This is a genomic window from Chitinimonas lacunae (assembly GCF_042650885.1).
Taxonomy (GTDB): Bacteria; Pseudomonadota; Gammaproteobacteria; order Burkholderiales; family Chitinimonadaceae; genus Chitinimonas_A; species Chitinimonas_A lacunae.
Genome location: NZ_JBHSBU010000001.1, coordinates 259,063 through 284,428 on the forward strand (window position 1 = coordinate 259,063; position 25,366 = coordinate 284,428).

The following is a 25,366-nucleotide window of genomic DNA, read 5'->3' on the forward strand; positions in this document are numbered from 1 at the left end:
GTTCCGATAGGGGAGGTTAAGCGTATTGGGCCTGGGCAGACTGCGGGCGCAGGATATGCCGCAGCGGCCATAGCGCGAGCAGCCCGGTGGCGCAGGCGGCGATGGCAAAGTCGGTCAGGCCGTTGCCGGCGCCGCAGGCAGCGAGCACCGAGCCGCCGAGGCCAAGAATGGCCACCGAGATCATGCCGAGCATGGCCGATACCACGCCTTTGCTGGCGTCGCTGGAGAACAGCGTCAGTCGGTACAGGGTGGCGTTGCAGATGCCAAGACCGACGGTATAGAGCGTCAGCCCTGCGACCAGCGCGGGCACGCTCGGCCACAGCCAGGTGGCGGCCGCACCGAGAAGCAGACCCCCGAGCAGCGCCCAGAGCGAGCGGCCGGCAAGGCTTTCCAGGCTGTAGCGTTCGGCCAGATGGTTGAGCAGCAGATTGCCGGTAATCAGGCCGCCGAACACCGGCAGTTGCCACAGGCCGTAGGTCATGGTGCTGAGGCCGGCACCCTTGACCAGCAGCAGCGGAGCCAGGCCAATCCAGGCAATCAGCGGCAGACCGATCAGACCGAGCGCTGCACTGCCGGCCAGAAAGCGCCGGTTGCGCAGAAGCGAGCGGTAGCTTGCCGCGACGCTTGCCAGCGCCAGCGGCTGCTTGTCGAGCCGGCTGCCGTCGCGGCGGGTGACGCCCAGCGTCTCGGGCATATAGCAGTACAGGCTGACCCAGGTTAAGGCGCCGCAGATACCGATCAGCAGAAACAGGGTGCGCCAGGAAATCCACTCAAGCAGCACGCTGCCCAGCAGCGGCCCGAGCAGCGGCGACAGCAGGGCGATATTGGCCAGCATCGCCATCAGCCGCACGGCATCGGTTTCGGCAAAGGCTTCTTGCAGGGCCGGGTAGCTCACCACCACCACAAAGCCCAGGCCGATGCCCTGCAGAAGCCGCAAGCCATTGAACAGATGGATATTGTCGACCCAGTAGCTGGCGATGCAGGTGACGGTGAAGCCGGCACAGCCGATCAGCAGCATGGGACGGCGGCCAAAGCGGTCGGACAGCGGACCGATCAGCCATTGCAGTGCCACACCGCCCAGCAGATAGGCGTTCAGTGCATAGGGGATATGTTGCGGGCCTGCGGCCAGATCGCGGGTGACGTTCAGCATGGCCGGCATCACCACATCGCTGGCGATATAGGTCAGTAGCTCGAACAATGCGAGCAATAGGCAAAAGTACAGCGCCCGCCGAGGCGGAATAGGTAGGAGCGGGGTCAACATGACGATCCAATAGAAGGAAAAAGACAGCGTGCGCCGAAGCTCGGCACGGGCTGGCGATACCGCCGGTCTGGCGGTTCAGGTCGGAAAACAGCAGGGTTCCGCGCCGGCAGGTGCTGGCCGGCACGGGCGCTAAAGCGGAATAACGCCTGTCCGATTGGACGGGCGGCGCAAGCGAAACGGTAACTCAGGGACCGTACTGGTCGCGACGACGCCGGGCGTCATCGGGCGGAAAACCTGGGGATTCACGACAAAGGCCGCTATTTTATCAAGCAAGTCGAACGTAAGCGATAAGACAGAATTTTATATTTTCAGCGAGATCACAATGGGACTTCAGTGTCAATAAAAAATGTTTCTGGCATATGACGTGAATGAAGAGGGGATAAACTGGGCGAGAGAGTAAAAATCAACTTAGCTGCAAAATCAATGCAAGAGAAATTGCTGAATTTATAAACAAATAAAAATATTCACCCGTGCTTTGTCTTCTTTGCTGTGAGGGATTGTTGGACGCTGGAATTACTATGCAGAATAATTAAAACACTGTTGCCATGGTGAAATATCCGGCCTATCCCAAGCCAGCGTTCTTTTTAGTGTTTTTAATCTAGTTGGGGGGTGAATTCGTTCTGGCCTCTCGGCGGAATTCCCGCCGAATCGGACCCGCCGGCAGGCTGAGTCGCCAAATTGAAAAGGCGGATACGGTCAACCGTATCCGCCTTTTCCAATTTGGCGACTGCCGTCCGGACGAGCTGACGCCCGGTTGGGCAGCAATGCGCTCGCTACCGCCCGGCCGCGACGCGCTGGTACAGGCCGATCCGTTTGAGACTGAAGCCCTGGCATGCCTCCGGGGTGTTGAGATCGATCCGCAGGCCGGTCAGCTGACGCAGTGTCAGCCAGCGCGGCGAGGCATCGAGCGGGACGATCAAGGTGCCGTCCTGGGCGGTGAAGCTGACGCTGGCCGCTTCGCTGGCGCCGCCTTGGTCATCGCCCCACCAGAAGATCTGGAAGCGCGGTTCAGCGCGTGCCTCGCGGCACTGGAACTCGAAGCGCAGCAGACCTGCCTCGCGCCCGGCCAATTGCAGCCCGGACAGATCGAACAGCAGTTGCGGGTCGTTGCCCAGCGACTGGTAATCACTGCCTGCTTGCCTGAGCTGGCTCAGCGTCAAGGGCAGCGAGTCGAGCGAATGGACCAGTGTCATCCGCTTGGCGAGCGAGCGTTCGGACCGGCCCCAGGCGACGGGAATCTTGCCCAGCTCAGGCTGGGCAAAGGCCCGGTCGAGCAAGGCCAGCCGGTGGGCGGCAATCTGCTCGGGCGGCAGATCGAGGCTCAGCCCATGCGGAAAGCCGACCTGGGCCGGATCGAGTGGCGGGCCTTCGAGCCATAGCGTGCCGTCGCTCAGATTGACCCGGTTGATCCGGCGCAGCTCGCCATTGTCCAGCCGCACCTCAAGCCCGACCGGCACCGAGGCCAGCCAGTTCGGATGGGCCACCACCAGCGCGGCTTCGCTGCGATGAACGCCGCGATCCCAGGTCGGATCGCTCAGATTGCTCACCTTGGTGGACAGCGTGAGCGGCCGGGTCGGCACGGGCAGGGGGTTCGCATGGCCGATCACGAAGCCGTTTTCGAGTGCCGGGGTGTAGTGCTCAAGGACAAAGCGGTACAGATAGTGGCTACGCAGTGCCGGCCCGCCGCCGTCGTGCACGATATTGTCGGCTTCGAGCAGCGCGATGGACGGCAGATCGCGCGACAGCCTCTCCAGCGCCCGATGCTGCTGCCCCAGCGGCACCAGATTGTAGGGCGCCGTCACCGGCATCTGGCGGGGCAGGCGGTCGAGATAGAAATACTGGGCATTGCGCGAGCTGAGATCGAGATAGCTCTCGCCCGGGCGCAACTTGGCCGCCAGCACTTGCTGTAGTCGGGTGAGCCGCTCCCAGTGCTTATCCTCCACCATGGCCCGGCCAATATTGGGCATGCCGGCGGCGGCGCTGTCACGCAGCGGGCTGACCGGAATCTTGGGAGCAAAGGCCGCGCTGAACATCTCCGACGAAGGCAGGCCGTAGTTCTGGCTCGCGCCCAGTCCGGCCACCACCAGCACGGCCAGCATGACCCGCTGTAGCGGCTGGATCAGCCACCAGACCGCGATCGGCAGCAGCATGGTCCAGATGAACACTCCGACGATCATCGGCCGCGAGCCGCTGCCCGGGTCGATCCGGCCCATCGAATACGGAATCATCAACAGGGAAAACACGAACACCGCCAAGGCCGGCGCAAGCATGGCGCGGCTGATCTCGGGCCGTTGGTAGCTCTGATAGACCATCACGGCACAGAACACCGGGACGATGGTCCATGACATCCGCAGCAACTCGAACACAAAGCCCGAACGCTCGCCAAAGCCCCAGCTCAACTGCCACGGAATGCCATAGGCGACCTGATTGATCGGGCCGTTTTCCAGCACATAGCGGATGGCATTGAACAGCATCGGCAGCAGCGGCGTCAGCAGGGCCACGATCAGCAGCAGCCCCAGCGCCAGGCCGATGGGCCAAGCGCGCTGGAGTGGCCGGTCCTGCTGCAACAGCCGCCACAACATATAGGGCAGCACCAGGCCCGAGGCGGCAGCAGCCAGCAGGCCCTGTGGCGGGACACCGAGAATCAGCAGGGGAGTGCCGATGATCCAGCTTGTCAGCCATAAGGCCGGCCGCTCAAGCAGCCAGGGCGACAGCCACAGACACATAAACAGCGTCAGATAGAGCCAGTTGGGCTGCTCGCCGATAAACAGCACGGCACAGAAGGCCAGCCCCAGGCTGCCGCTGTAGCGGCGCAGCGCCAGAAAGGCGCCCAGGCCCAGCAGCAGCTGGCTCATCCGGCTGGTCTCGGCGGTGGCGGCGGCCGTGCCGTCGTAGAACAGGGAACTGAGCAGGCCCGGCAGATCATCGGCGATCAGGCCATGCGGCGGAATATAGCCAAGATAGGGCACGGTGCCGTGCAGATAGGACCACCAGCCCAGCACCCGCTCGCCGAAGTGATAGTCGTCGGGCAGCACCAGCGGTGCCAGCGTCCAGCCGGCCTTGATCGCCAGCAACAGGCCAAACAGGGCGGGTGGCGACAGCAGGGCATACCAGTCGGCCTCACGAGTGCGCAGATGGACCAGATAGCGGCGCAGACTGTCCAGCATGGTCCAGGCGACCAGCGCGGCGACGAACAGCTTGAGCGCCGGCGTGGTGCTGTACTGGGTCAGCTCGCCCGGTGCCTGCAATCTGGCCGGGTAGAGACAGAGATAGCACAGCGCCAGACCGAATTGCCCCAGTAGCAGCAGATGCGGCAGCAGGCGGGCCAGCAGGTCGGGACGCCAGAGCAGTAGAACCAGATTGAGCATCAGCGCGGCAAATCCGCTCAGCCCCGCAGCGAGCAGCGGCAAGGGGGCGTCGGTCGGACCGTTCAGCCGGCCATGGAGCAGAAACCATTCAAACGGCAACAGCGCCAGCATGACGCTGCCGAGCAAGGCCAGTCCGGCCAGCCGTGGCTCGATCGGCCGCTGCTGCCGCAGCGCAAAACCGGCCAGCCCCAGAAACACCAGCCCGACATTGCTGAGGATCAGCGCAGGCTTATCGGCCGGCAGCTTCGACAGCACCCCGCCCAGAATGGCCAGCACCGGGGCCAGACACCACAGCAATTGCTCGACATAGTGCTGCGCATTTTCCGATTGCGGCCCAAGCCGACGGATCGGGGCACTGAACAGCCATAAACCGGCCAGCAGGGTCAGGATAAAGACCGGACCGGCCAGCAGATCCTGGCTCTTGGTACCGGCATTCCAGGCCAGATGGCCGACGATAAATTCGGCATAGCCGGGCGCCAGGTTCAGCTTCAGACAAGTAAATAAAGCTGCAATAGCGACGGAAGATGCAGCGGCAATTACAGAAAATTTTTCAATGAAAGAGAATTTTTTTTGCATCGCCTCGACCATGGATTAACGTTCAGCCGGGTTGTAGTGGCCGGCACAGGCACGCAATAACACTTCGAGAACGGACAGATTGCCGCGCACGCTGCTGATCTTGGTCGGCACCTCGCCCTTGGGATAGCGACGCACCGTCGGCAACTCGATACAGCGATAGCCAAGTCTGGGAACCCGGTAGGACAGATAAGCCAGCAACTCGTAGGTATTGAACACCTCACGGAACGGCGCAACGCGCGGGTCGAGCAGCATGGTGCGGCTATAGGCACGAAAGCCCTGGGTGGTGTCGGTCCACTTGCAGCCCGAAGCCAGGCTCAGCAGCGGGGCGTGGATAAAGCGGATCGCCAGATCGCGCGAAGCCGGCGTGTTCTCGGCAATGCCACCTTCGATAAAGCGCGACGCTTGCACGAAGTCAACGCCGTCCTCGAGCGCTTTGATAAAACGCGGGATCGCTTCGGGATCGTCCTTGTCGTTGCCATCAATGGTGACGATGCCCTCATAGCCCTCTTCAAGCGCAAAGGCATAGGCACAGCGCAACTGGGCGCTGAGCTTGCCCGGGCCCGTCTTGCGCAACAGCCCACGCACACCATGGCTGCGCAGCCAGTCGTGTTCGAGCGAGCCGTCGGTGCTGCCGCCATCGACGATCAGCACATCCGCCTGCTCGGCAATACGGAGCGCTGCCATTCGACTCAACAGACTGCGGATGCGCGCTCCTTCATTGATCACCGGAATCACGATGCCATAACGCTGCTGGCGTCCGGGCCAGAATTCCACGGTAAAGGCCGGTACCTGCCAACTGGCGCGTAAATCGGGGGCAATGGTCATGGTTGGATGCTTTCGATAAAGACGTGGTTGGCTGGTCGCGGATGGCTACAGCATTTCCATTGAAACCGGCGTCGCCACGATGCCTGGTTGAGTGCTGGGCGTCTCCACGTTGATGTTCGGACACACTGATTCCGAATTGGCTGGAAACGCTCTGGTCACGGACAGTCAGTCACGGACAGTCAGTCGCGGACGGCCGGTAGCGGACGGCCGTCGGCGTCGCAACGCAATCAGCCGACTCGGGCGGTAATCAGCGTCACGCCGGCAATCACCAGCGTGATGCCGGCAGCGGTGGTCCAATGAAAGGGTTCACGGAAGATCAGGGCCGAGAACAGGGCTACCGTCGCCACGGCACCCGAAGTCAGCACCGGATGGGCAACATTGAGCGGCAATTTGGCCAGCGCAGCGGCGTAGAGCAAAAAGGCGGCACCATAAAGGCCAAGCCCGAGCCAGAACGGCCAATTGCTCAGCGCGGCCAGCGGGTCGGCCAACGAGGGAAAACGGCGCGGCGGCGTCATCGCCAGCTTGACCAGCACGCTGGCCGAGGCGTTGGACAGAATGCCCAGGAGCAGAATCAGCCACTTCATGCCGCCAGCTCCTGCCGATAGGCCCGGTCGGCTACCCTCAGCGCACGGCGGATCGAGGCCAGATGCGATTCCTGTCGGGTCGCCAGCATTTCGATGGCAACCGGGTGGTTCGGCAGATGGCGCCTTAACAGGGCCGCCACCGCCATATGCTCGGCATTGCCGTCACCAAGCGGCAGCAGATCGGGCTCGCTGGCGTGGATATGGCCGATCAGCCCGGCATAGGCCGGCAGCACCTCGGCAGCCGTCTCGCCGTTGAGCGCCAGCGCACCGGTATCGAGCTGCATCTGGATCGCCGGATGAGCCACCGCCTGCACCACCTTGGCCGTCTCGGCGCTATCGACCATGAAGTTGGCGCCGTAATGGCGTGGATTGGGTTCAAGACAGACCAGCACACCGTGCTGCCCGGCAATATCGCCAAGCCGGCGCAGGAAAGGCAGGGCGATGTCGAGGACTGTGCCATCGTCGAGTCCACTGCGATCCCGGTTCTTCGGCGAACCGAACACCAGTCGGTTCGCACCCAGGCCGGCGCCGATCCGGCACACGGCGCTCAGATGGTCGAGCATCGCCTGTTGCACCTCGGTCGGGCCGAACAGATTGAGGCCACTCGTGCCAAACAGCAGCGCCTGCATGCCGACAATCTCGACCCCGCGCGCTTCCCACCATTGCCGCACCCGGGCAATCTCGTCGGCGCTGGCCCGGGTCGGGGCGGGAAAATACTTGCCCGGCGCCACATCGATCGCATCGACCGAGAATTCGGCCAGCAGCTCGGCGATCTGCGGGTCTTCTTCGCGCTCCCAGGCGATATTGGAAATCGACAGCCTCATGCGCCGTCTCCTGCCGCACGCCGCGGTTCGGATTGGGCATAGGCCCGCACCGCCTGGAAGGTTTCGCGGGCGCTGTACTGGTAGTCGCCCTGGCCGCCGAACAGCGCGGCATGGCGGCTGCGCATATCGTAGCGGGCCGGGAGGGTGGGTTGGGACTGGTCGAATTCGAGACCAAAGCCCTGGCGGGCAATCTCGGCCACGCTGACCGGTTCGGCGGTCAGATGGACCCGCCGCAGACCGGCATTGAGTGCCGTCACCATGTCGTACCAGAGATTGACCATCGGGTAGAACTGGAACACCCCCCGGCTATCGATGGCAGGCAACTGGTTGGCGTTGAGAAAGTCGTAGATCACGTTCTTACGGAGCCCGGGGCCGACCAGGCCGGGCAGGCGGACGATCAGATGCTCGGGAAAGCGCTGTTCGACAAAGCGCTCAAGCAGCCGGCGATGCAGGCCATAAGGATGCAGACCGGCCTCTTCGACCGGACTGTCCTCATCGACCTCGATCGGGCGCTGGAACACATCCACTGTACTGACCAGCACAAAGCGGCGGCAATCGATGCGGCGCAGGTGTTCGATCAGGCCGTCGATCTTGCGGCGATCGTCTTCGGGTTCGCGGTTGGCGAGCCATTTCTGCGCCGGGGCGCCGGCGCAGACCACGGTGTCGAACGAGCGACCGGCGATCTCGCCGATATTGGTCGAGCGGTAATGCTCGTCAAAGCCGGTCTGCCGCAGCAAGGTGCTGCCGACAAAACCGGAGAAGCCGATCAATGCATTAGCCATAGCGGATTCCTGAGCTGGCGTCGGCCGTAACGTCGAGCAGCGGCTCGTCGTCGAGTTTGGCCAGAACGTCGTAGATATTGTCGATTTTGCCGCCCAGCACAGAGAAACAGCCCGGCAGCGCCGGATGCTTCTCGAACAGGATAGGGCGACCGTCATCGCTTTCGTTTTTGAGCAGTACGGTCTTGACCTCGAACAGCGAGTCGATATGGCGGGCAGCGAGCACCGAGGGCAGATAGCGGCCCACATCGCGCACCATCCGCTCGACCCGGCTGGCGCGGCCGTGCTGCTGTAGCCGCAGATAGGGGTCCAGTCCTGGCTGGTCATGCCAGTGCAGATGCGGGGTATAGCGCACATGGGACAGGGTATGCAGCCCACGCGCCGGAAATGGCATCAGCGAAAAGAACGGCCCGTCCATCACGGTGATGCCGAGTTCATGCAAAGGGGCGGGCACCTCCATCAGTGCCATCTCGGTGATCTCGTGCTTGAGGCCCGTGCCGATGCCGGGAAAATCGCCGCCGAACTGGTTGAGGCCGCTGTAGGTGCAGTTGAAGGCCAGCCGGCTTGCAAGATGGCTGTGGCCGTCCCGGTCGCTCAAGGTGAGCGTCAGGGATCCCTGCGCATTGCGGACGATCTGGCTGACCCGGGTACTCAGCCGGCGCTCCACCCGGGCAGCGTCGAGTGCCTGTTCGGCCCAGGCGGCAAGCCGGGTGGCGTCGAAGGCGTATTCCTCGACCAGGAATACCGCCTCGATCAAGCGAGGCTCGAACAGCGCGCGCAGCGTCGGAGCGGCCGGCTCGATCCGTGCGCCGATCTCGCGGCAGAAGCGCTCGAACTGCCGCGCCGTGACCTTGGAGTTGCGCCGGGCAATTGCGTAGAGCTTGGTGAAGTCGCGCTTGACCGCGTCGGGCCAGTCGGTGACAAAGCGCGGCAGATTGATCCGGCTGCGGTAGGCCGTGGTGAAGCTGCGCGGGTAGTGGTAGCCGTTATGGACCCGGGCCTGGTTATGGTAGGAGGCATGGCGCAGCAGCGCTGCCTCCTGTTCCACCAGCAGAACACGGCGCAGACCACGTTGCCGGGCCAGATAGATGGCAATCGCAGCGCCATAGAAACCGCCGCCGATCACCACGGCATCGAAGACTTGCCCCATCAGGCCATCCGTTCGATCTGCTGACCGGTGGTGGCTGCTTCGATGGCGGCGATTTCCTCGATATTGAGCTTTTCACGCCGGGTCAGCCGGGCGCTGGTGAATTCCTGGCCGACATGGTAGAGCGGCCCTTCATTGGACAGCGTGGCCATATGGAGTATGTATTCCCCGAGCACCAGCAACACCAGGGAAATCAGAAAGAACATGCCCGATTGCTGTAGCGACAGGCTGATCCAGCCCGGCGCCACATTGGTCTTGAACAGGCCGATTGCCACCACATAGCAGGAATACAGCAGATTGGCGACTGCACCGAACAGTGACAGCGAGGTGACCAGACGCATCGGTGTCCGGGTGGTGGAAGCCAGCAGCCGCATCCCACGGTCGATGCTGTCGCCCAGGTGCTTTTTGGACGGCGCGAGGCGAGGCGCGGCGCGGTAGCGCAGATTGACCCGGGCAAATCCGGCGGTGGCCGGCAGATGGCGATAGCTGATCGCCGGCTGGGCGTGTTGCAGGATGAAATTGACCACCTTCTTATTGAGGATGCGGTATTGCGGTGCTTCCTCGGCGAGGTGGATGCCGTTGAACCATTTGTAGATGCCATTGAACGCTGCATAGGCGCCCCGATAGGCCAGGCTTTGCGGTGGTTTGCGCTCATTGGTGGCAAACACCACGTCGGCGCCCAGAGCGGCCTTCTCCAGCATGGTGGGCAGAAAGTGAATATCGTCGCTCAAGGGGTCGATCACGGCGACAAAGTCGCCCAGCGCATTCTCCAGGCCGACCCAGCAGGCAGTATCGGTATCGACTTCCTTGGTGAGCGCATAGACCTGTAGATTGGGCTGACCGTCCTCGCCGGTGAGGCGCTTGAGTACCGCCACGCTGTCGTCTTCGGACGCATTGTCGATGATGATCAGCTCATAGTCCCTGACCAGATTGGCAATCCCTTCGATGGCGTCGGACAGTATGTTTTCGATATGGTCTGCCCGATTGCGCAGTACGAAGACCACGGACAGAAAAACAGGAAAAAATCCCATTCGAGACCCTCTTGAGCGCTAGCCGGGACGCTTGCGCTTTTTATTTTGAAAACTTCCGCAGGACAAATGGTGGTCGATCTGCCTTCACCGCTTGTCACCACAGCGATCCCTTCCCACACCTGCCATACCGGCGACCCGGTTTGGCGTCCTGCCTCTCTCCCATCGGTGGCACAGCCGACAGCATAAGCGGTCAATTGACGCATTCGATAATCTGCATATTTTGAAACCACAGAAGTCGCTTGGCTGTTGCCGGCCGAGCCCCGGGTTTTTATCGCAGACGATCTGGTTGAGGGAACGGTATTTTTTCTGTTTATTAAATAAATGTGAAAAATAACTGCAAGGTAATATGCCATAAATTAAAATTTATAAAAATAATGTGAAATTTAACCTAGCAATTCCGCCAGGATAGGCCTAGGCCGATGACCAAGGGGGCGGGCCTTTGTCCTGCCGACGACGGCACAGATGCAAAAAAGGGAATCGCGGGGGAGTAGAAAACTGACGTGGCCGGGGCAGAGAGGGCAGTGTCCGGTAAGGCGGTGGTTGCAGGGCAAGTGATTGCTATCGTTGCGGCGATCAGGACAGACGGTCCTCGGGCAGAAACAGCCCTTCGGCCGAGGGAGCGACAAACACACAGTCGCGGCCGCTTTGCTTGGCGTGGTAGAGCGCTTCGTCGGCATCGCCCAGCACGCTGTCTAGCGGCTGGCTCGGGTCGGACCAGACGGCCAGGCCGATCGATACAGTGACATGCAGGCTGAGGCTACCAAGGACAATCGTGGTGGCGGCTACCCGGCGCCGCAGCTTTTCCGCCACGGCCCGGGCATTGGCCAGCCGGCCGTTGGGCAGCAGCACCACGAATTCCTCGCCGCCGTAGCGTGCCACCACATCGTCCTGCCGCAGCCCGGCCACCAGGGCGGCGGCGACGGTCTTGAGCGCCATATCGCCGGCAGAATGGCCGTAGCGGTCATTGATCGATTTGAAATGGTCAACATCGACCATCAGTAGCGACAGGGGCACATCGTCGCTGGCCCGCCGCTGCCGTGCCAGGGTGGCCAGTTGATAGAACTTGCGCCGGTTGAAGATGCCCAGCAGCGGATCGAGATCGGCCAGCCGGCTCAGCTCCAGATTGGCGGCGCTGAGCGATTCGGTACGGTTGGCGACCTGCTGTTCCAGATGCTGTTGCGCCAGTCTTCTTTCGGTCACATCGGTGAAAGTGAACACATAGCCGCCACTGGGCAGGGGGCTGCCCGCTATCTCGATATAGGTACCGCAAGCCCGCTTGCGATCGAGCCGATAGGAAGAGCGCTCATGCAGCGGCCTTTGCCGGAACGCCACATGGGCCTCCGGATCACCCGGCCCGTATTCGCCGCGCAGCGCCAGATAGCGATGCAGATCCTCCACCGGACGACCGCGCTCGACCAATTCGGGCGGCAGCGAGAACAGCGCGATAAACCCCGAATTGGCATACAGAATATTGAGCGCATCATCGATCACCAGCAGAGACTGAGTGATCCCTTCGAGCGCTTCCTTGATCAGGGCGAGATCATTTGCAGAGCTTGCGTCAGCCATGCCTTGCCTTCATCCGTGATAGGGCCGCTCCTCTGTCAAGGATGCGAGGTCCGGAAGGGAACCGCGATCTGAACCGCGACATGGTTTTTACAAGGGGAGCTATTTGGGTTTTTAGCAGGCAAGGGACAGGCCCGATAGCTGCACGGACAGCGTGTGCAACCGGAATGCCGCGGTCGAGACGAGGCGCGGCAATTGCTCCGCAACAGTGTGGGGCGACTGGAGAAGCCATCGATTCCGTTGTGCTGGCGTCGCCCCCATGCCGGCGAATGCCAATCCGCTTAGATCAAGCAGCAGTGGGGGATGCTATGTCGACTTACGAAAAAATAAGAGATGGCCTGTTCTCGAAAATGCGAACCAAGCCGCAAAACGACAGCGAAATCCATCTTCGCTGGGTGCGCGAGGCCATCAAGCTGGTCACCGACCGTCTGAGCGATTTGTTGGGCAGCCGCGATATCCTGCTTGGCAGAACCCCCGACCCGTTCCGGGCGCTGGACCTCGATTGGCCACTCGACAACCAGTGGCGACCGGATAGGGACGGCAGGCTGGACTTCTATATCGGAGTCCGCTTTGCCGACACGTCCGGGATTCCGGATGATCCAACTATTCCAAGAAATTTTATGGTATGGCTCCATGGCGTCGTGATCGTCGACCATACACTGCTGAGTTCCGGCGTGGGACCGTATTTCCACCTGGCCGATTCGTCCCAGCGCGAATTCCGCGCTGAAGCCTTCGCTGAAGTGATGCAATCCCGCTTGATCAGGTGGGTCAACAATCTGCCTATCAGCTGGCGACCTGGCAACGACATCATCATTCTTCGCTGAGTTTTTTGAGGGTAAATCAAGTTGGATAAAATTGATGGAAATCAGCGAGACGAAGGCGATCAAGAAAAATTGCTGCGAGTGGCACTCGATAATTGCGAGAGCGACAATATGGATGTTGCGACTCCACAGCTCTTGGCGCTTGCGCAGCAGATGCCATTTTTTTGTAAAACTGAAGATCGGCCGAAAAGCTAGGCTGGGTGCGGCTTCCAGAAAGATTGCATAACACGCTCTAGGTCGGCTGAGCTTGGCTGTTGGCAGGCGAAATAACACTTGACTTTCATGGGGTGATTCTTGTCTGCAAAGCGGTACTTCAACCGCGATCAATGTGATCAATTTTTGAGTTTGCGATGAAAGTAAAAACTAAATCTTCGATCTATCATCAACTGTGTATGGGGTCTAACATCAACGCCATAGGAGAGCCAATTTTGTATGAGAAAAATATATTTGTTATTGTTGATGCTCAAGTCCCGGATGTTTGGGTTTGGCAAGAAAGCAATGGCTCTTATTATATGGACTCACCTGAATCTTCAAGGTCAGGTTTTTATGAGAAATATTTCAATAAAGTGCCAAGCGCTGTGCAGGAATTTGAAGAATATAGATGTAAGCATGGATTGCCTCCTCGGCTGACGATAAGCCAGGCTACTCATTAGAGTCATCAAGCTATGGGTCAAAGACGTAGTTCGATCAATTGATATGGCCTGACAACTCTCTTAAGATTCGCAAAGCTTGAAACTGTGCAAAATATTCTTCTCTGGGAAGTAAATGAAGATGAATCAAGAACAACTGAAAAATATGACGCTTCGTCTCAGCGAAGATGATACAGCGGTAGGGTGCCTTGCTTTCCCTGTTTCGTTTGATAAATCGAGCGGCGTAAAGGCTTGCCATTGTCGCGGGATTTGACCGAACGACAGGGTAAATTGGATAGGGCAGTGTCCTTAACGCGTGGGAGCATAGATTTATGCTTCATAGGGAGATATCCCTCAAGTGCTCCGGGCTGGAGGGGGATGTCAAGCGATGAAGTGGAGATTCTGAGACAACAAAAAACCCCAGAGCACTGATTCCTCTGGGGTTTGCGGCTTCTTGAGATTACCTGAAGCGTTGAATTGGTGGCGGAATACGGAACCGAACCCGCGCCCGCATATGAGGTTCTTTAGAAAAGCACTGATCTTGAGGGTGCTCGCCTCTATCAAATGGCCGTTTTGCATCGTGGGAACCCCCTGTTGGGCCAGCCTGCCGTTGCAATAGTCCCAAAATGGGACTAAACTCCGACCAATGCGAGTGATTGCTGTGTCCACCCTTCGAGCCTTCTGGGAGCGCCATCCCGACGCCGAGCAGCCGCTGAAGGCTTGGTATGAGGAAGCAACGAATGCGACCTGGACTCAGCCCGCAGACATCAAGGCGCTGTACCGCAGCGCCAGCGTGCTGAAGAACCGTCGCGTGGTCTTCAACATCAAAGGCAATGATTACCGGCTGATCGTGGCCGTTGCGTACAAGTTGCAGATCGTCTACGTGAAGTTCGTCGGCACCCACAAGGAGTACGACGCAGTGGACGCAGAAACCGTTGAAATGGCCTGACCGGCCACGGAGGAAAACATGGACATCCGCCCTATCCACACCGAAACAGACTACAAGGCCACGCTTAAAGAGATTTCGGCCTTGATGGAGTCCGACCCTGATCTGGGCACGCCGGAGGGGGATCGCCTGGATATCCTCGCCACGCTGGTGCAAGCCTACGAGGCCAAGCACGTGCCCATCACTGCGCCTGATCCAGTAGAAGCCATCAAATTCCGGATGGATCAAAGCGGTCTGTCCGTTAAAGATCTCGAGCCGATGATTGGCAAAAGCAACCGCGTCTACGAAGTCCTGAGCCGCAAGCGCCCGTTGACGCTGGCCATGATCCGCAGGCTGCACAAGAGCCTGGGCATCCCGGCCGACGTGCTGATTGCGGAGACGGCCGCAGGGTAATCATCGAACACTGAGCTTGGCTTCTACAAGGAACAGCGTTGTCATGGGGGCATCAGTCTTGGAGAAGAAGATGCATTACCCCGTGATGACCGAAAGGCAGCTTGCCGCCCGCTGGAAGATCAGCCTGAAAACCTTGCGACGCTGGCGTTCTGACAACGAAGGGCCCACCTGGCACAAATTGTTCCAGTATGTCCGTTACCACGAAGCCGACATCCTCGGCTTCGAGCGACAGAGCGCGCAGCACTGGTCAGCGATTCTTGGTGACGGTGAACGCGTGCCCAAAGTCGTGACTCGGCCGCAGGAACAGCCTGAAACGGAAGAAGATGCCGGGGCGTTCTACGTCACGGCCCAGGATGTGATTGAGGCGACCGGACTGCCCAAACACTGGTTCACAACCCCGGAATACCGTGCCAGGAAGCAGGTTCCACATCTGGCCTTGGTTGGCAGCATCCGCTTCTCGCTGCAAGCCCTCTGGGAATGGGAGCAAAACCACAGCACTGTCGGTCGGTCGCCGGAGCCCAAAGCACCCCGACAACCAGATACGGAGCCAGAGCCTGCACCGCCATCGCGCGTGCCACTATGGCATGAACTCGCCCGGGAACTGGACAGAGAACAGTTCGATTCCACTTCGTAGTCCGAACAAATGTCCCCGGTTTTGGCCCAAAGTCCACCGTTTCGGCCATTTGTCCCTTGAAGGTGGAACACGGAACCGAACCCGCGTCCGCAATCCGAGGTAGATGGTAACGCCTTGGCCTTGAGGGCGTGGATTGGATGGTTCGGCCTTTTTCATCTTGCCGGAGCGCCTTCCAAGAGTTCATGGCACGCCTGTCAGGCGGCTAGTTGCGGGCACTCCGGTACAGCCTGACCTTCACGCCTGCAGGCAGACCGATTACCAAGTCCAGCCCTTGGCAGCAGGAGCCCTCTGCAAGATTAGCTACCCACCTTGACTATCTCTAAAACTTCCGCCGTCATGCGTAGAAGTGCGTACCAATGCGCACTTCTATAGACAACTGACTAACAGTGCGATATGATGCATCTTGGTCAAAATTCGAGCTGCGAGAACCTCCTTGGACTCCAAACTGAAAAAAGTCACTGTGCTCTTAGATGAGCAGGAGTTCCGGCGTTTCGAGAGTTACTGCGAAGAGCGCGGATTTAAGAAGAGCACACTCGCTGCTCGATTGATCCGGGAGCATCTCGACCGAGAAGCATTCAACACTCAACAGCAGTTGCCTTTGCTTTCGTCATCAAGACAGGAGTAAGCAGATGGAACAACTGGCCGAACAAACGCGGAAGAAAAAATTGAAGGAGCGGACTTGGACCCACGAGGTCTCAGGCCTCTTGGCTGACATTCACCCCCCCCTAATAGAGGGAGGGAGGGTAGGCGACGCTCGCACCCAAGCCCGTCTGGCAGGAAAGGCCGTGGCTACCAAGATAAGTGAATACTGGCGTAAGGCGCGATCAGAAGCTCCAGGCCCGATCATGCTGCTGGATATGTTCAGTGGCTGTGGCGGCATGTCAACAGGATTTCGCGCGGCCAACGCCTTAGGGCCTATTTTCGACATTAGAGGCGCTGTTGATATCGACCCGGTAGCGAATCAGAGCTATGCGACTAACCACGGAGTGGAACCTCTGTGCGAGGATCTAGCTGCCTTGGCTCGCTCACCCAAGAAGTTAAACGACTTCCTGGCCAGAACAGGATTTGGTTCGGCTCAGGCCAACGTCCTTATCGGATGCGCCCCGTGCCAAGGTTTTTCTTCTCATAGAAACGATGAAGGTGAGAGCGACACCAGGAACTCACTCTTCGTCGATTTCGCACGCATCGCTTCAAAGATCGGCCCCGATGCTATCGTGGTTGAGAATGTTCCGGAGTTGTTGACTGAACGCTATTGGCCTTACGTCGCAAAAGCGCGGCAAATATTGGAGAAGGCCGGCTACTACGTTCATGTGAATGTCCATAATATGGCCGAATTTGGGGTGCCGCAGGAGAGATTCAGAGCGCTTATGCTGGCCATGAAACGCCCCTTTGAAGCGCCCCGAGGCTTCCTGTCTCGAACTGAATTCCTGACTGTTCGAAATGCCATCAGTGATTTGCCACCGGTCGGCGCGGGCCAGAAAATTCCAAGCGATGCAATGCATTTCAGTGCGGGGCACAAACAGTCCACCATCGAGACAATACGGGCAGTACCGAAGGACGGCGGGAACCGCCCAGACCATGTCGGCCCGGCGTGCCTCCAGCGTGCCAAGCAAAAAAGCGGGAAGGCCGCTTACGAGGACGTCTATGGCCGCCTAGCTTGGGATAAGCCGGCCATCACAATTACTGCGTATGCCAGGAACCCTGCGAGTGGTCGCTTTGTGCATCCAGAGCAGGACCGTGGCTTGACTGTGCGGGAGGCTGCATTGCTACAGAGCTTCCCACGCGACTATGTAATCGGTGGAGGTCTTGATGAGCGATTCCGGCAAATCGGAAACGCTGTGCCTCCCGCATTCTCTGCGTTTTTGGCGATGCACATTGTGGGTGAGCTCATTGGGCAGCCCTTGTCACCGGAAAAGTTCGATAAAGGAATCGTCGCGCCAGTAGGGGCGTCTTTTTCGCGCATGATCCCATCTCTCAAGAACAAGAAGAAAAAGGAAAGCGAGAGTGATGCAATTTGTGCCTGAATTGATACAGCGCGACAGTGTTGACGCGGATGGCCCCTCTACGGCCGGGGCACTCGCTCATGAACACATTGCAAATGGAAAACCTACGGCGATAGATTTGTTTTCAGGGGCTGGGGGATTCTCGCTAGGCCTTGTATCCGCTGGCTTTGAAGTTCTCGGTGCATTCGATAGCTGGGATGTCGCCGTCAATACATACGCGACAAATTTTGATCACCCCGTGGTCCAATGCGACCTGTCGAAAGTCACGGGGCAGGAGCTGCTTGATCGGGTTGGTTCGACCGTAGACTCTATTGATGTCTTGGTTGGCGGACCTCCATGCCAGGGCTTCTCGGTACAACGAATTGGTTCCGACCACGACGTTCGCAACCACTTAGTCCTTGAGTTCGGCCGGCTCGTTGCCGAACTCAAGCCGCGGTTGTTCCTTATGGAGAATGTCCCGGGTTTGCTCGGTAAACGAGGTAAGGAGCTGGTGGCTGAGTTCACGTCACGTCTTGAAATTTCCGGCTACCGGGTAACGAGCACAATCATTAATGCTGCGGACTACGGGGTCCCCCAACTTAGAAAACGGGTTGTTTTCGCCGGCTGGAAGATAGGGCAGCCGCCTTTCGTGTTTCCCACACCATTCATAGATCCAAAGGCGTACCGGACAGTTGCTGATGCGCTCAAAGGGTTGCCTTCGCCCCCCAAGGACTTGACTCCGCTTCCCGGGGATGCACTTCACCGCCGGACCCGCCTGTCCCCGTTGAATCAGAAACGCATCGAATTGATTCCGCCGGGGGGCGGCATGCAAGACCTCCCGGACGATCTCAAGGTTGACTGCCACAAGATTGGAGCGGACAAAATTGGCCACCGCTACGTCTATGGAAGACTCGCGCCTGATCGCCCGTCTGCAACAATTACGGCGCGTTTCGACAGCTTTACTAGGGGCAAATTTGGCCATCCGATTGAGGCGCGAAATATCACGCTCCGTGAAGGTGCGCGTCTCCAAAGCTTCCCTGATACCTTCAAGCTCATCGGTACGCAGGAGGAGATCGCAGCACAGATCGGAAATGCCGTGCCGCCCCTTGTGGCTGAAACGCTGGCCCAGGCAGCAGTGCGCTACCTTACCGGCAATTCGCGAGCCGACGCTTCCGCACTCGATCAACTACATCTCTTCGCTTGAAGGTGGTCAATGCCCGAGACGACATGGACCGGTTCTCTTCATCAAACGTTTCGCTTGGTCGGCGCGCAGTCGCGGACACTCGTGCCATTTCTTGAATCAGACGGCCTGACGCAAGAGCAAGTTTTGGATCGGCTTCCATACGACGAAGCCAGAGCTCAAGCGCGCGGCGGCGGCAATGGACGACCCGATCCAAAGCGATACAGAGATGCAAAGCAGGTGTACCAGACTGTCGGGCTTCTGTTCGAGCGCGAGGACGGTCGACTGAAGGTTACAGATCTTGGGCGAGCAACCTTGAGATGGACTCGCTTCATCAATGACAAGAACTCAGTCATTCTTGCAAAGCATGCAGCATATGCTCTCTCGGCATGCCAATTGCGAAATCCGTCTGGGGCTGGCCGTAAGTATGGCGATGACATGCTTGTGTTCCCTTTTCAGTTTATCTGGAAGGCGATGCTGGCCCTTGACGGGAAAATCAGCTCCGATGAGCTCAATCGCGCTTTATTTAGAGTCCAAAACGAAGACGATCTACAAGATGCGATATCGAGAATTTCGGAAACACGGCGATCCGGCCAGCTAGCAGACCTCGGTGATGAGGTCATAACTGGCGAGAAGAAGAACGACAGAATCATTCCTTGGATTTCCCTTGCTTCCTTCGGGTGGACCCTCTTCCCAGACAAGCGTGGGGGCGAAGACGGGACCTATTACAGGCTGCCGCGCCCGACGATGGGCATTGTGCGTGAAGCCGCTCAGATTCGGCACAAACACCGAAATTTTGCTTCTGTAGAGAGCTACATCGAATACGTGTCGCGCTCTGCCTGCTTACCAGAGGATCTTCGATGACGACATACGGCACTGCTACAGAAAACAAGATTTCAGAGGTTGTAGCCGCGTGCTCACGTCACGGGTCATCATCGATTGTGGCATTGGCCGGCGTTCCTGGAACTGGCAAATCGTTCGTGGCATCGATTGCGGCTCAGCGCTTTTCAGACGAGCCGTTGCTCGTGCGTGAGATTCAGTTTCATCAGTCATTCTCATATGAAGAATTTATTGAGGGGTTGAGGATCGACGAATCTTCCGGAGTCGCTGTTGTGCCGGGAATATTTCTTGAATGGAATCAGAGAGCTCTGGAGGACCCAGATAATCGGTATGTGCTCTTGATTGAGGAGCTGACACGTGCGAATTTGCCCGCTGTACTCGGCGAATTGATGACCTATCTCGAACACAGGGAACGGCCTTTCTTGACGGTCTACTCCCGGAAGCCTGTTCGAGTAGCTACCAACCTGACGCTGTTGGCTACGTACAATCCGACTGATAGGTCTGCCATCGAACTTGATGCGGCGCTAATTCGGCGGCTTCGCATTATCCGTTGCCCACCGGATGTTGGGCAGCTTGGCGAGATGCTGAGCGGGACCGGCCTCCCGGTGCCTGTGGTGGGCAAATTGAGGGGACTGTTTGAAGCGTGCAAAATCAAATTTCCGGACCAATATGAACACCTGATGCCTTTCGGGCACGGGATCTTCGCTGGAGTTACTCAGGAGCAACCTGATTTGCATCGCCTTTGGGTCGAACGGATCGAGCACCTGCTTCGCCGCCCTCTCGTTGAACCCCATCCGTTCACTGACGTTATCGAAGAGAACTACCCGTGGCGCGATCCGGCATATCAGGTACAGCCCACGGTCTGACGCGCGTCCGCGTCCCGGAACGGGGGTATACAGACATTGACCAGGGTATCTGGTCCGTCCTACAAGCCTCGCAAGACTTCCGGCGCCTTCATGCCCAAGGAGTGGTAGAGGTCGTCTACCGACCACTTGGGAAAGTGCGCCTCAAGGGCACATGTTATGTAGGGCACGCGATCTGCGATGACGTGCTTCTCGAGTTTTGCGAGAAGGTCGACGGTGCCCTTAGTGCGCTGTTGGCGTTTGCGTCGCACAACGCTTTCAGGTTGGCTAGAGCGCAAGCAGCAACATCCGATTTGGGTGACCTGATAGTGCTGCTTGTCGGCCAGTTTCTCAACACTGTCACAACCTACACATCTTCCGGAAGAAAATTCCAGTACGCCACAAGGAAGTCTGTTGGATCGTTGGTGGGTGGCAAGTTGGATATCACAAAGTCAATTCAGCTTAGAGCGAGAGGGCTTGGGCACTTATTGGCATTTGAAAAAAACGTCGCCACCTTTAGCACACCAATCAATAAAATTGTTCTGGTTGCTCTTTCAGAAGTAGAACGTCTCGCTCGTCTGATTAGACTGCCCGAAGATGCTGTCGCCAAGTCCCGAAGCTTATCCATGATTTTCGCGGACTGCCGGGATCACGAAATTTTGTATCGGGAACGGTCGTATTTCGCCACCAAGGCGTTGCGGTTAGCAGAATCGGAACATGACGATTTGGTCAGGGACATGATGTCGCTGGCGAGCGTAATGCTGTCGCATGAGAGCTTCGATTCGGCAACGGGACGGCCCGCAGGATTACCTAGGACGTGGTTCCTCAACCTGGAGGCCTTGTTCGAAACCGCAGTTCGCAATGTCTTGGATGAAATATGCACGCAGGCAACTGTATTCCGCGGTGGAGCCTCGCCCCAGGCAATCTTTGACAAAGAACAGAGCGAGTACCGTGCAAACCCGGATATCGTAGTTTCACCTAATTCTGGCGAGACTGCTGTCGGAGATGTCAAGTACAAGATATTCGATGGTTCTGCCGCCGCTGGCGACGTCTATCAGCTGCTAGCTCATGCAGAGGCATTTGGGGCATCCCGGGCCTTTCTGATTTTCCCCGGTGAATCATATTTTATGAGAAGTCTTGGCTCATCAAGAGGGGGAATTGACACCGCATTCTTCTCTATTCGGCTGCAATACATCAGAGAGGATTTAGCGACGATGGCAGCGCACCTTGGGTTTCACGTACCTGCATTGATCGAGTTCCCAGCAGCCCCTCAAACCGAAAGCGCTGCAAGTGCGACCGCGTAAGACGAAAGCAAGGAAGCTGACGAAATCTGAGCAAATGGCCAGAGTCAGGAGCCAAGGCACGGCTCCGGAGCTAACGCTTCGGCGAGCGCTTTGGCATCAAGGGCTTCGCTATCGGCTGACACCGAAGCTTCCAGGGACACCAGATTTATGCTTTTTTTCCGAACGAATAGCCATTTTCGTTGACGGCTGCTTCTGGCACGGTTGTCCGCAACATTATTCAGCACCGGCCCATAACGCCGAGTTCTGGGCTAACAAGGTCGCAAGAAACATCGCGAGGGATAAGCAAGCAGATGCAGTGCTGGAGGCCGAAGGATGGACAGTTGTCAGGATCTGGGAACACCAGCTGGAATCTGATCTGGCTGGCATTGTGACTCGGATCGAGGCATTGCTAAAGGCCAAGACGCCAAATGTGGATCGCTACCACCTTCCCAGCGGCACCGTGAAGAGCAAATAAAGGACATAACGTATGGCCCGCATCGAAAACCACAAATACAGCATCGAGGAAGCTTTCAGGGAATGCTTCTACATCGTCCCCGACTACCAGCGCGAGTACGTCTGGACGGACAAGGAAGTGCATCAGCTGCTGGAGGACATCGGCGAGCAGATCGATGCGGGCACCACGCGGGAATACTTCATCGGCACCGTGCTGGTGTCGCCGACCGATCAGAAGAACCACTACGAGGTGATCGACGGCCAACAGCGCCTGACCACCTTCTTCCTGCTGCTGTGCGCCCTCAAACATCTGTTCCAAGGTGAACCGCAGCGGCAGATGATTGCCGGGCTGATCTCGACCAGCTACGTGGACAGCGACGGCGAGGTGTGCACCACCCTGAAGTTGGAGCCGCGTTACGAGAGCGCTGGCGAAGTGATGGCCAAGCTGGTGGAGTTAGACGCCGAACCGCTGGCCGTGCGCGCAGGCATTCAGGCTGCAGGGATCGCCAGCTTCGGCTCACTGGAGAATCTGGTCAACGCCTACAGCACGCTGTACCGCTACCTGAAGGACAACTACGACGATGCGTCCAAGCTGAAGAAGTATTGGGGCTACCTGGCCAACAACGTGGTGTTTATCCAGATCTCCACCGACGTGAGCAGTGCGCTGAAGATCTTCGAAACCATCAACGAGCGCGGCGTGGGCCTGAACCCGATGGACTTGCTCAAGAACCTGCTGTTCACGCAGGTCAAGCAAGCGCAGTTCACCCAGCTCAAAGACGAGTGGAAGAAGATCACCAAGCCGCTGGAGAAGGAGAAGGAAAAGCCGCTGCGCTTCCTGCGCTACTTCCTGATGGCCAACTACGTGATCAAGAACGAACGTGGCGACGCAGTGGTGCGCGAGGACGAGATCTACGACTGGTTCATCGCCAAGGGCAACGCGGCGCTGTGCGATTACGAAGGCAAGCCCTTCGAGTTCGTGCGCAAGGTGATCCGCAACGTCGAGCACTACTTGGCTTTTGCCAACGGACTGGGCAATGACGGCAAGCCCAGCCTGGCGATGGACAGCCTCAAGCGGCTGGCGGGTGGTGCATTCAGCTTGCACTACGTCTTGCTGCTGGCAGCGGCCAACTTTCCGAAACCGCTTTTCGATCACTTCGTGGCGCAGCTGGAGAGCTTCCTCTTCTACTACATCTTCACCAAGACGCCGACCAAGGATCTGGAACGCAGCTTCTCGCAATGGGCCGACGAGCTGCGTGCAATAGCCGAGGCCAGCGATCCTGTGAAGCAGAAGGTGCAGCTCAACGCCTTCGTCGCCGACCGCTTCGAAAAGAACATGGCGGGCAAGTCGCAGGAACTGTCCGACGCCCTCAAGCGCTTCACTCTGCATTCGATGCAGCAGTACCGCACACGCTACTTGCTCGCGCGACTGACCCAGCACGTCGAGATGGCGTTCAGTGGGCTGAAAACCCCGGGTAGTCTGGAGCCCTTTACCAAGCTGGAAATCGAGCACATCTTGCCCGACAACCCGAAGGCGGAACTGCGTGCGACGTGGGCGGCAGAGAACCCGAACGCGGCCTACGACGACTACAAGAATCGCCTCGGCAATCTGACTTTGCTGGAGAAGCCGATCAACATCGTCGCGGGGAACGACTTCTACACGGCCAAGCAGGTCGAGTACGGCAAGAGCGGCAACTACCTGACCCGCAGTCTGGTGGCGCTGACCGACGTCGGGCAGAACACATCGATTTCCCGGATCAACGCCAAGCTGGCGGCTTTTCCTGCTTGGAATGCCGCATCCATCGAGAAGCGCCACGGGCTGCTCATCACTCTGGCGCAGGAAGTCTGGAAAACGACGACCATCGACGTCTGATCACGGCGTGGGCGAAGGGGTTTGCTTTGCCGCCCCCATCTCCCTGACCCACCCCTGCAACGCCCTCAGTTGCTCGGCTGTTTCGTGGCAGGTCTGGTAGTTGGCGGCAACGGTTCCGGCGACGGTAGAGAGCGCAATGCCTGCGGCGGCCGCATCAACATCTCGGGCGGGTTCGGGCAGTTCACCGGCGGCGGCAGCGTCGTGCAGGCGCACAAAGCCACGGTTGATAGCGCAAGAAGCATCGGCTTGAACGGGCACATAGACGGGAACCTCCTTGATGATGGTGTCGCCCTTCTCGCGGACGACGCGGATGCGGTCGACGTACTCGGTGACGACCTTGACGGTTGCTTGCGCCTGCCGCTCGCGGACGGCGGCGACCTGCAGGGTTTGTTGCTGTATGGCGGCATCCCATTGCGCTTGAACGTGGCTCGCACCCTTGATCCAGCCGAAGCCGACCAGGGCGACGCCGAGCGCCGCGAGGGCCAGCAGCCGGTACGGCCACGGAATCACGCTCACGATGCCTCCCCGATGCACTGCCGGTATTCGGCTTCTCGCCGTGTAGCCAGCCCACCGCACAGCCGCGCGTTGGTGGGCAGCGCGCAGTCATTTCCCCGGAAGAAGCGCCAGCGCAGCAGTTCGGCGCAAGCTCCCGCGTAGTCCTCGGCGTTGAGTTTCCTGACCAGCGTGGACCGGCAGAACGCGTGGCTGCCGACGTTGTAGGAGAAGCTCACCAGCGCGTCGTACTCGTGCTGGGCCAGAGGCACGGTCACACATTGCTTGAGCGCTCCCTCGAATTGCTGTACGTCGGTGAGCGCCCGAGCCAGCGCCTTTGGCGGCGTGGTGGTGTCGCCCAGCTTCACCCCGGTAGTGGTGCCAAAACCAATGGTCGGCACATCACCCTTGACCGGGATCACCGCGCGGTCGGTGTAGCCCTCGTGCAGCACGATGCCGACCAAGGCGGCGGCGGACAGCGTCAGTCCGGCCACCGTCCTGCGCATCACGGGTGATGGTGGTCGGGTCATCGGTGCATCTCCGGCTGCGCCACGATGCGAGCCACGGTTGCGCCGATGCTGGCGGCAAAGGCCAGCAGCACAAACGCGCCGCGCGGCAGTACGTCCCCGAACAGCGGCACCACCACTTCCGCTGCCGTGAAGGCAGCGGCCAGCAGCGAGAAGCGGATGCTCCAGGCACGTCGCAACACGCGCCGCCAGTCGTCCAGAAGGCAGATCTTCGGCTTGGCAGTCATTGCACGCCTCCCATCAGCTTCAACTTGATGGCGGCCCCCACAAGCAGCGCGGCCAGGATGCCGGTGGTCACGACCTTGATGGTGGTCTGCCACGCCGTTCGGCGGGCATCGCGCCACGCTTCCAGCAGATCGCGCAGTTCGCGGATGTCCTTAGCGGCACTGCCGTTCTCCAGCCCGAGATGGGCAAGGCAACGCTCGGCTCCGCGTTCGGCGGCACGGTCGAGCAGTTCGTCGAAGTCCTCGCGGCGCAGCAGGAGCATGTTTTCCACGAGGGTCGCCGGTGGCTGCT

The 25,366-nt window shown here is 59.0% G+C and carries 25 protein-coding genes; 12 read left to right on the plus strand and 13 right to left on the minus strand.

Annotation, left to right across the window (positions count from 1 at the left end; all coding sequences use genetic code 11):
- Nucleotides 1-16: 16 nt before the first annotated feature.
- The 9 genes from ACFOW7_RS01060 to ACFOW7_RS01100 all read right to left on the minus strand — a co-directional run bounded on the left by ACFOW7_RS01060 (nucleotide 17) and on the right by ACFOW7_RS01100 (nucleotide 11,961).
- The gene (locus ACFOW7_RS01060) at nucleotides 17-1,261 is read right to left on the minus strand and encodes an MFS transporter (protein WP_378160107.1); all 1,245 of its coding nucleotides are present in this window, start codon (nucleotides 1,259-1,261) and stop codon (nucleotides 17-19) included.
- Nucleotides 1,262-2,034: 773 nt separating this feature from the next.
- Entirely contained in the window at nucleotides 2,035-5,205 is a 3,171-nt protein-coding gene (locus ACFOW7_RS01065) for a hypothetical protein (RefSeq protein ID WP_378160108.1), read from the minus strand.
- A gap of 15 nt (nucleotides 5,206-5,220) precedes the next feature.
- Entirely contained in the window at nucleotides 5,221-6,030 is an 810-nt protein-coding gene (locus tag ACFOW7_RS01070) for a glycosyltransferase family 2 protein (protein WP_378160110.1), read from the minus strand.
- Between the two features lie 227 nt (nucleotides 6,031-6,257).
- Nucleotides 6,258-6,614 (minus strand): SMR family transporter, encoded by a 357-nt coding sequence (locus ACFOW7_RS01075; RefSeq protein ID WP_378160112.1) that lies wholly within the window; start codon nucleotides 6,612-6,614, stop codon nucleotides 6,258-6,260.
- Nucleotides 6,611-7,438, minus strand: coding sequence for a sugar phosphate isomerase/epimerase family protein (locus ACFOW7_RS01080; protein WP_378160114.1), 828 nt, complete (start codon nucleotides 7,436-7,438; stop codon nucleotides 6,611-6,613). The genes ACFOW7_RS01075 and ACFOW7_RS01080 overlap by 4 nt, the downstream gene beginning before the upstream one ends.
- A complete protein-coding gene (locus ACFOW7_RS01085; protein ID WP_378160116.1) occupies nucleotides 7,435-8,220 on the minus strand; it encodes a pyridine nucleotide transhydrogenase in 786 nt (261 codons plus the stop codon). The genes ACFOW7_RS01080 and ACFOW7_RS01085 overlap by 4 nt, the downstream gene beginning before the upstream one ends.
- Nucleotides 8,213-9,367: an FAD-dependent oxidoreductase gene (locus ACFOW7_RS01090; RefSeq protein WP_378160118.1), complete on the minus strand. Its 1,155-nt coding sequence runs from the start codon at nucleotides 9,365-9,367 to the stop codon at nucleotides 8,213-8,215. Before ACFOW7_RS01090 ends, ACFOW7_RS01085 begins: the two co-directional genes overlap by 8 nt.
- Complete coding sequence (locus ACFOW7_RS01095) at nucleotides 9,367-10,395, minus strand: glycosyltransferase family 2 protein (protein WP_378160121.1); 1,029 nt, start codon at nucleotides 10,393-10,395, stop codon at nucleotides 9,367-9,369. Before ACFOW7_RS01095 ends, ACFOW7_RS01090 begins: the two co-directional genes overlap by 1 nt.
- Nucleotides 10,396-10,968: 573 nt before the next feature.
- A complete protein-coding gene (locus ACFOW7_RS01100; RefSeq protein WP_378160124.1) occupies nucleotides 10,969-11,961 on the minus strand; it encodes a sensor domain-containing diguanylate cyclase in 993 nt (330 codons plus the stop codon).
- 305 nt (nucleotides 11,962-12,266) lie between these two features.
- Between ACFOW7_RS01100 and ACFOW7_RS01105 the strand changes: the two genes are divergently transcribed.
- The 12 genes from ACFOW7_RS01105 to ACFOW7_RS01160 all read left to right on the plus strand — a co-directional run bounded on the left by ACFOW7_RS01105 (nucleotide 12,267) and on the right by ACFOW7_RS01160 (nucleotide 23,831).
- Nucleotides 12,267-12,782, plus strand: a complete 516-nt coding sequence (locus tag ACFOW7_RS01105; protein WP_378160127.1) for a hypothetical protein — start codon at nucleotides 12,267-12,269, stop codon at nucleotides 12,780-12,782.
- A 347-nt stretch (nucleotides 12,783-13,129) separates the two neighbouring features.
- A complete protein-coding gene (locus ACFOW7_RS01110) occupies nucleotides 13,130-13,432 on the plus strand; it encodes a hypothetical protein (RefSeq protein ID WP_378160129.1) in 303 nt (100 codons plus the stop codon).
- A gap of 637 nt (nucleotides 13,433-14,069) precedes the next feature.
- Nucleotides 14,070-14,357: a type II toxin-antitoxin system HigB family toxin gene (locus ACFOW7_RS01115; RefSeq protein WP_236749336.1), complete on the plus strand. Its 288-nt coding sequence runs from the start codon at nucleotides 14,070-14,072 to the stop codon at nucleotides 14,355-14,357.
- 18 nt (nucleotides 14,358-14,375) lie between these two features.
- On the plus strand, nucleotides 14,376-14,747 hold the full coding sequence (locus ACFOW7_RS01120; protein ID WP_066690583.1) for a helix-turn-helix domain-containing protein: 372 nt from the start codon (nucleotides 14,376-14,378) through the stop codon (nucleotides 14,745-14,747).
- Between the two features lie 70 nt (nucleotides 14,748-14,817).
- Entirely contained in the window at nucleotides 14,818-15,381 is a 564-nt protein-coding gene (locus ACFOW7_RS01125; RefSeq protein ID WP_378160132.1) for a hypothetical protein, read from the plus strand.
- Nucleotides 15,382-16,010: 629 nt separating this feature from the next.
- Complete coding sequence (locus ACFOW7_RS01130; RefSeq protein ID WP_378160134.1) at nucleotides 16,011-17,405, plus strand: DNA cytosine methyltransferase; 1,395 nt, start codon at nucleotides 16,011-16,013, stop codon at nucleotides 17,403-17,405.
- Complete coding sequence (locus ACFOW7_RS01135) at nucleotides 17,389-18,567, plus strand: DNA cytosine methyltransferase (RefSeq protein WP_378167964.1); 1,179 nt, start codon at nucleotides 17,389-17,391, stop codon at nucleotides 18,565-18,567. Before ACFOW7_RS01130 ends, ACFOW7_RS01135 begins: the two co-directional genes overlap by 17 nt.
- Before the next feature lie 9 nt (nucleotides 18,568-18,576).
- Nucleotides 18,577-19,407 (plus strand): hypothetical protein, encoded by an 831-nt coding sequence (locus tag ACFOW7_RS01140; RefSeq protein ID WP_378160136.1) that lies wholly within the window; start codon nucleotides 18,577-18,579, stop codon nucleotides 19,405-19,407.
- A complete protein-coding gene (locus ACFOW7_RS01145; RefSeq protein WP_378160138.1) occupies nucleotides 19,404-20,249 on the plus strand; it encodes an AAA family ATPase in 846 nt (281 codons plus the stop codon). The genes ACFOW7_RS01140 and ACFOW7_RS01145 overlap by 4 nt, the downstream gene beginning before the upstream one ends.
- Before the next feature lie 101 nt (nucleotides 20,250-20,350).
- Complete coding sequence (locus ACFOW7_RS01150; protein WP_378160140.1) at nucleotides 20,351-21,529, plus strand: 5-methylcytosine restriction system specificity protein McrC; 1,179 nt, start codon at nucleotides 20,351-20,353, stop codon at nucleotides 21,527-21,529.
- Nucleotides 21,516-21,983, plus strand: coding sequence for a very short patch repair endonuclease (locus ACFOW7_RS01155; RefSeq protein ID WP_378160142.1), 468 nt, complete (start codon nucleotides 21,516-21,518; stop codon nucleotides 21,981-21,983). Before ACFOW7_RS01150 ends, ACFOW7_RS01155 begins: the two co-directional genes overlap by 14 nt.
- A 12-nt stretch (nucleotides 21,984-21,995) precedes the next feature.
- A complete protein-coding gene (locus ACFOW7_RS01160) occupies nucleotides 21,996-23,831 on the plus strand; it encodes a DUF262 domain-containing protein (RefSeq protein WP_378160144.1) in 1,836 nt (611 codons plus the stop codon).
- Here the strand turns inward: ACFOW7_RS01160 and ACFOW7_RS01165 are convergent, their stop codons facing one another.
- Genes ACFOW7_RS01165 through ACFOW7_RS01180 form a run of 4 tightly spaced genes read right to left on the minus strand, consistent with a single transcriptional unit; the run spans nucleotide 23,832 to nucleotide 25,337 of the window.
- A complete protein-coding gene (locus tag ACFOW7_RS01165; RefSeq protein ID WP_378160145.1) occupies nucleotides 23,832-24,347 on the minus strand; it encodes a hypothetical protein in 516 nt (171 codons plus the stop codon). It abuts the gene before it with no gap.
- Complete coding sequence (locus ACFOW7_RS01170; protein ID WP_378160146.1) at nucleotides 24,344-24,853, minus strand: lysozyme; 510 nt, start codon at nucleotides 24,851-24,853, stop codon at nucleotides 24,344-24,346. The genes ACFOW7_RS01165 and ACFOW7_RS01170 overlap by 4 nt, the downstream gene beginning before the upstream one ends.
- A complete protein-coding gene (locus tag ACFOW7_RS01175) occupies nucleotides 24,850-25,077 on the minus strand; it encodes a DUF7940 domain-containing protein (RefSeq protein WP_045667467.1) in 228 nt (75 codons plus the stop codon). Before ACFOW7_RS01175 ends, ACFOW7_RS01170 begins: the two co-directional genes overlap by 4 nt.
- Entirely contained in the window at nucleotides 25,074-25,337 is a 264-nt protein-coding gene (locus tag ACFOW7_RS01180; RefSeq protein WP_378167965.1) for a DUF6127 family protein, read from the minus strand. The genes ACFOW7_RS01175 and ACFOW7_RS01180 overlap by 4 nt, the downstream gene beginning before the upstream one ends.
- Nucleotides 25,338-25,366 lie beyond the last annotated feature (29 nt).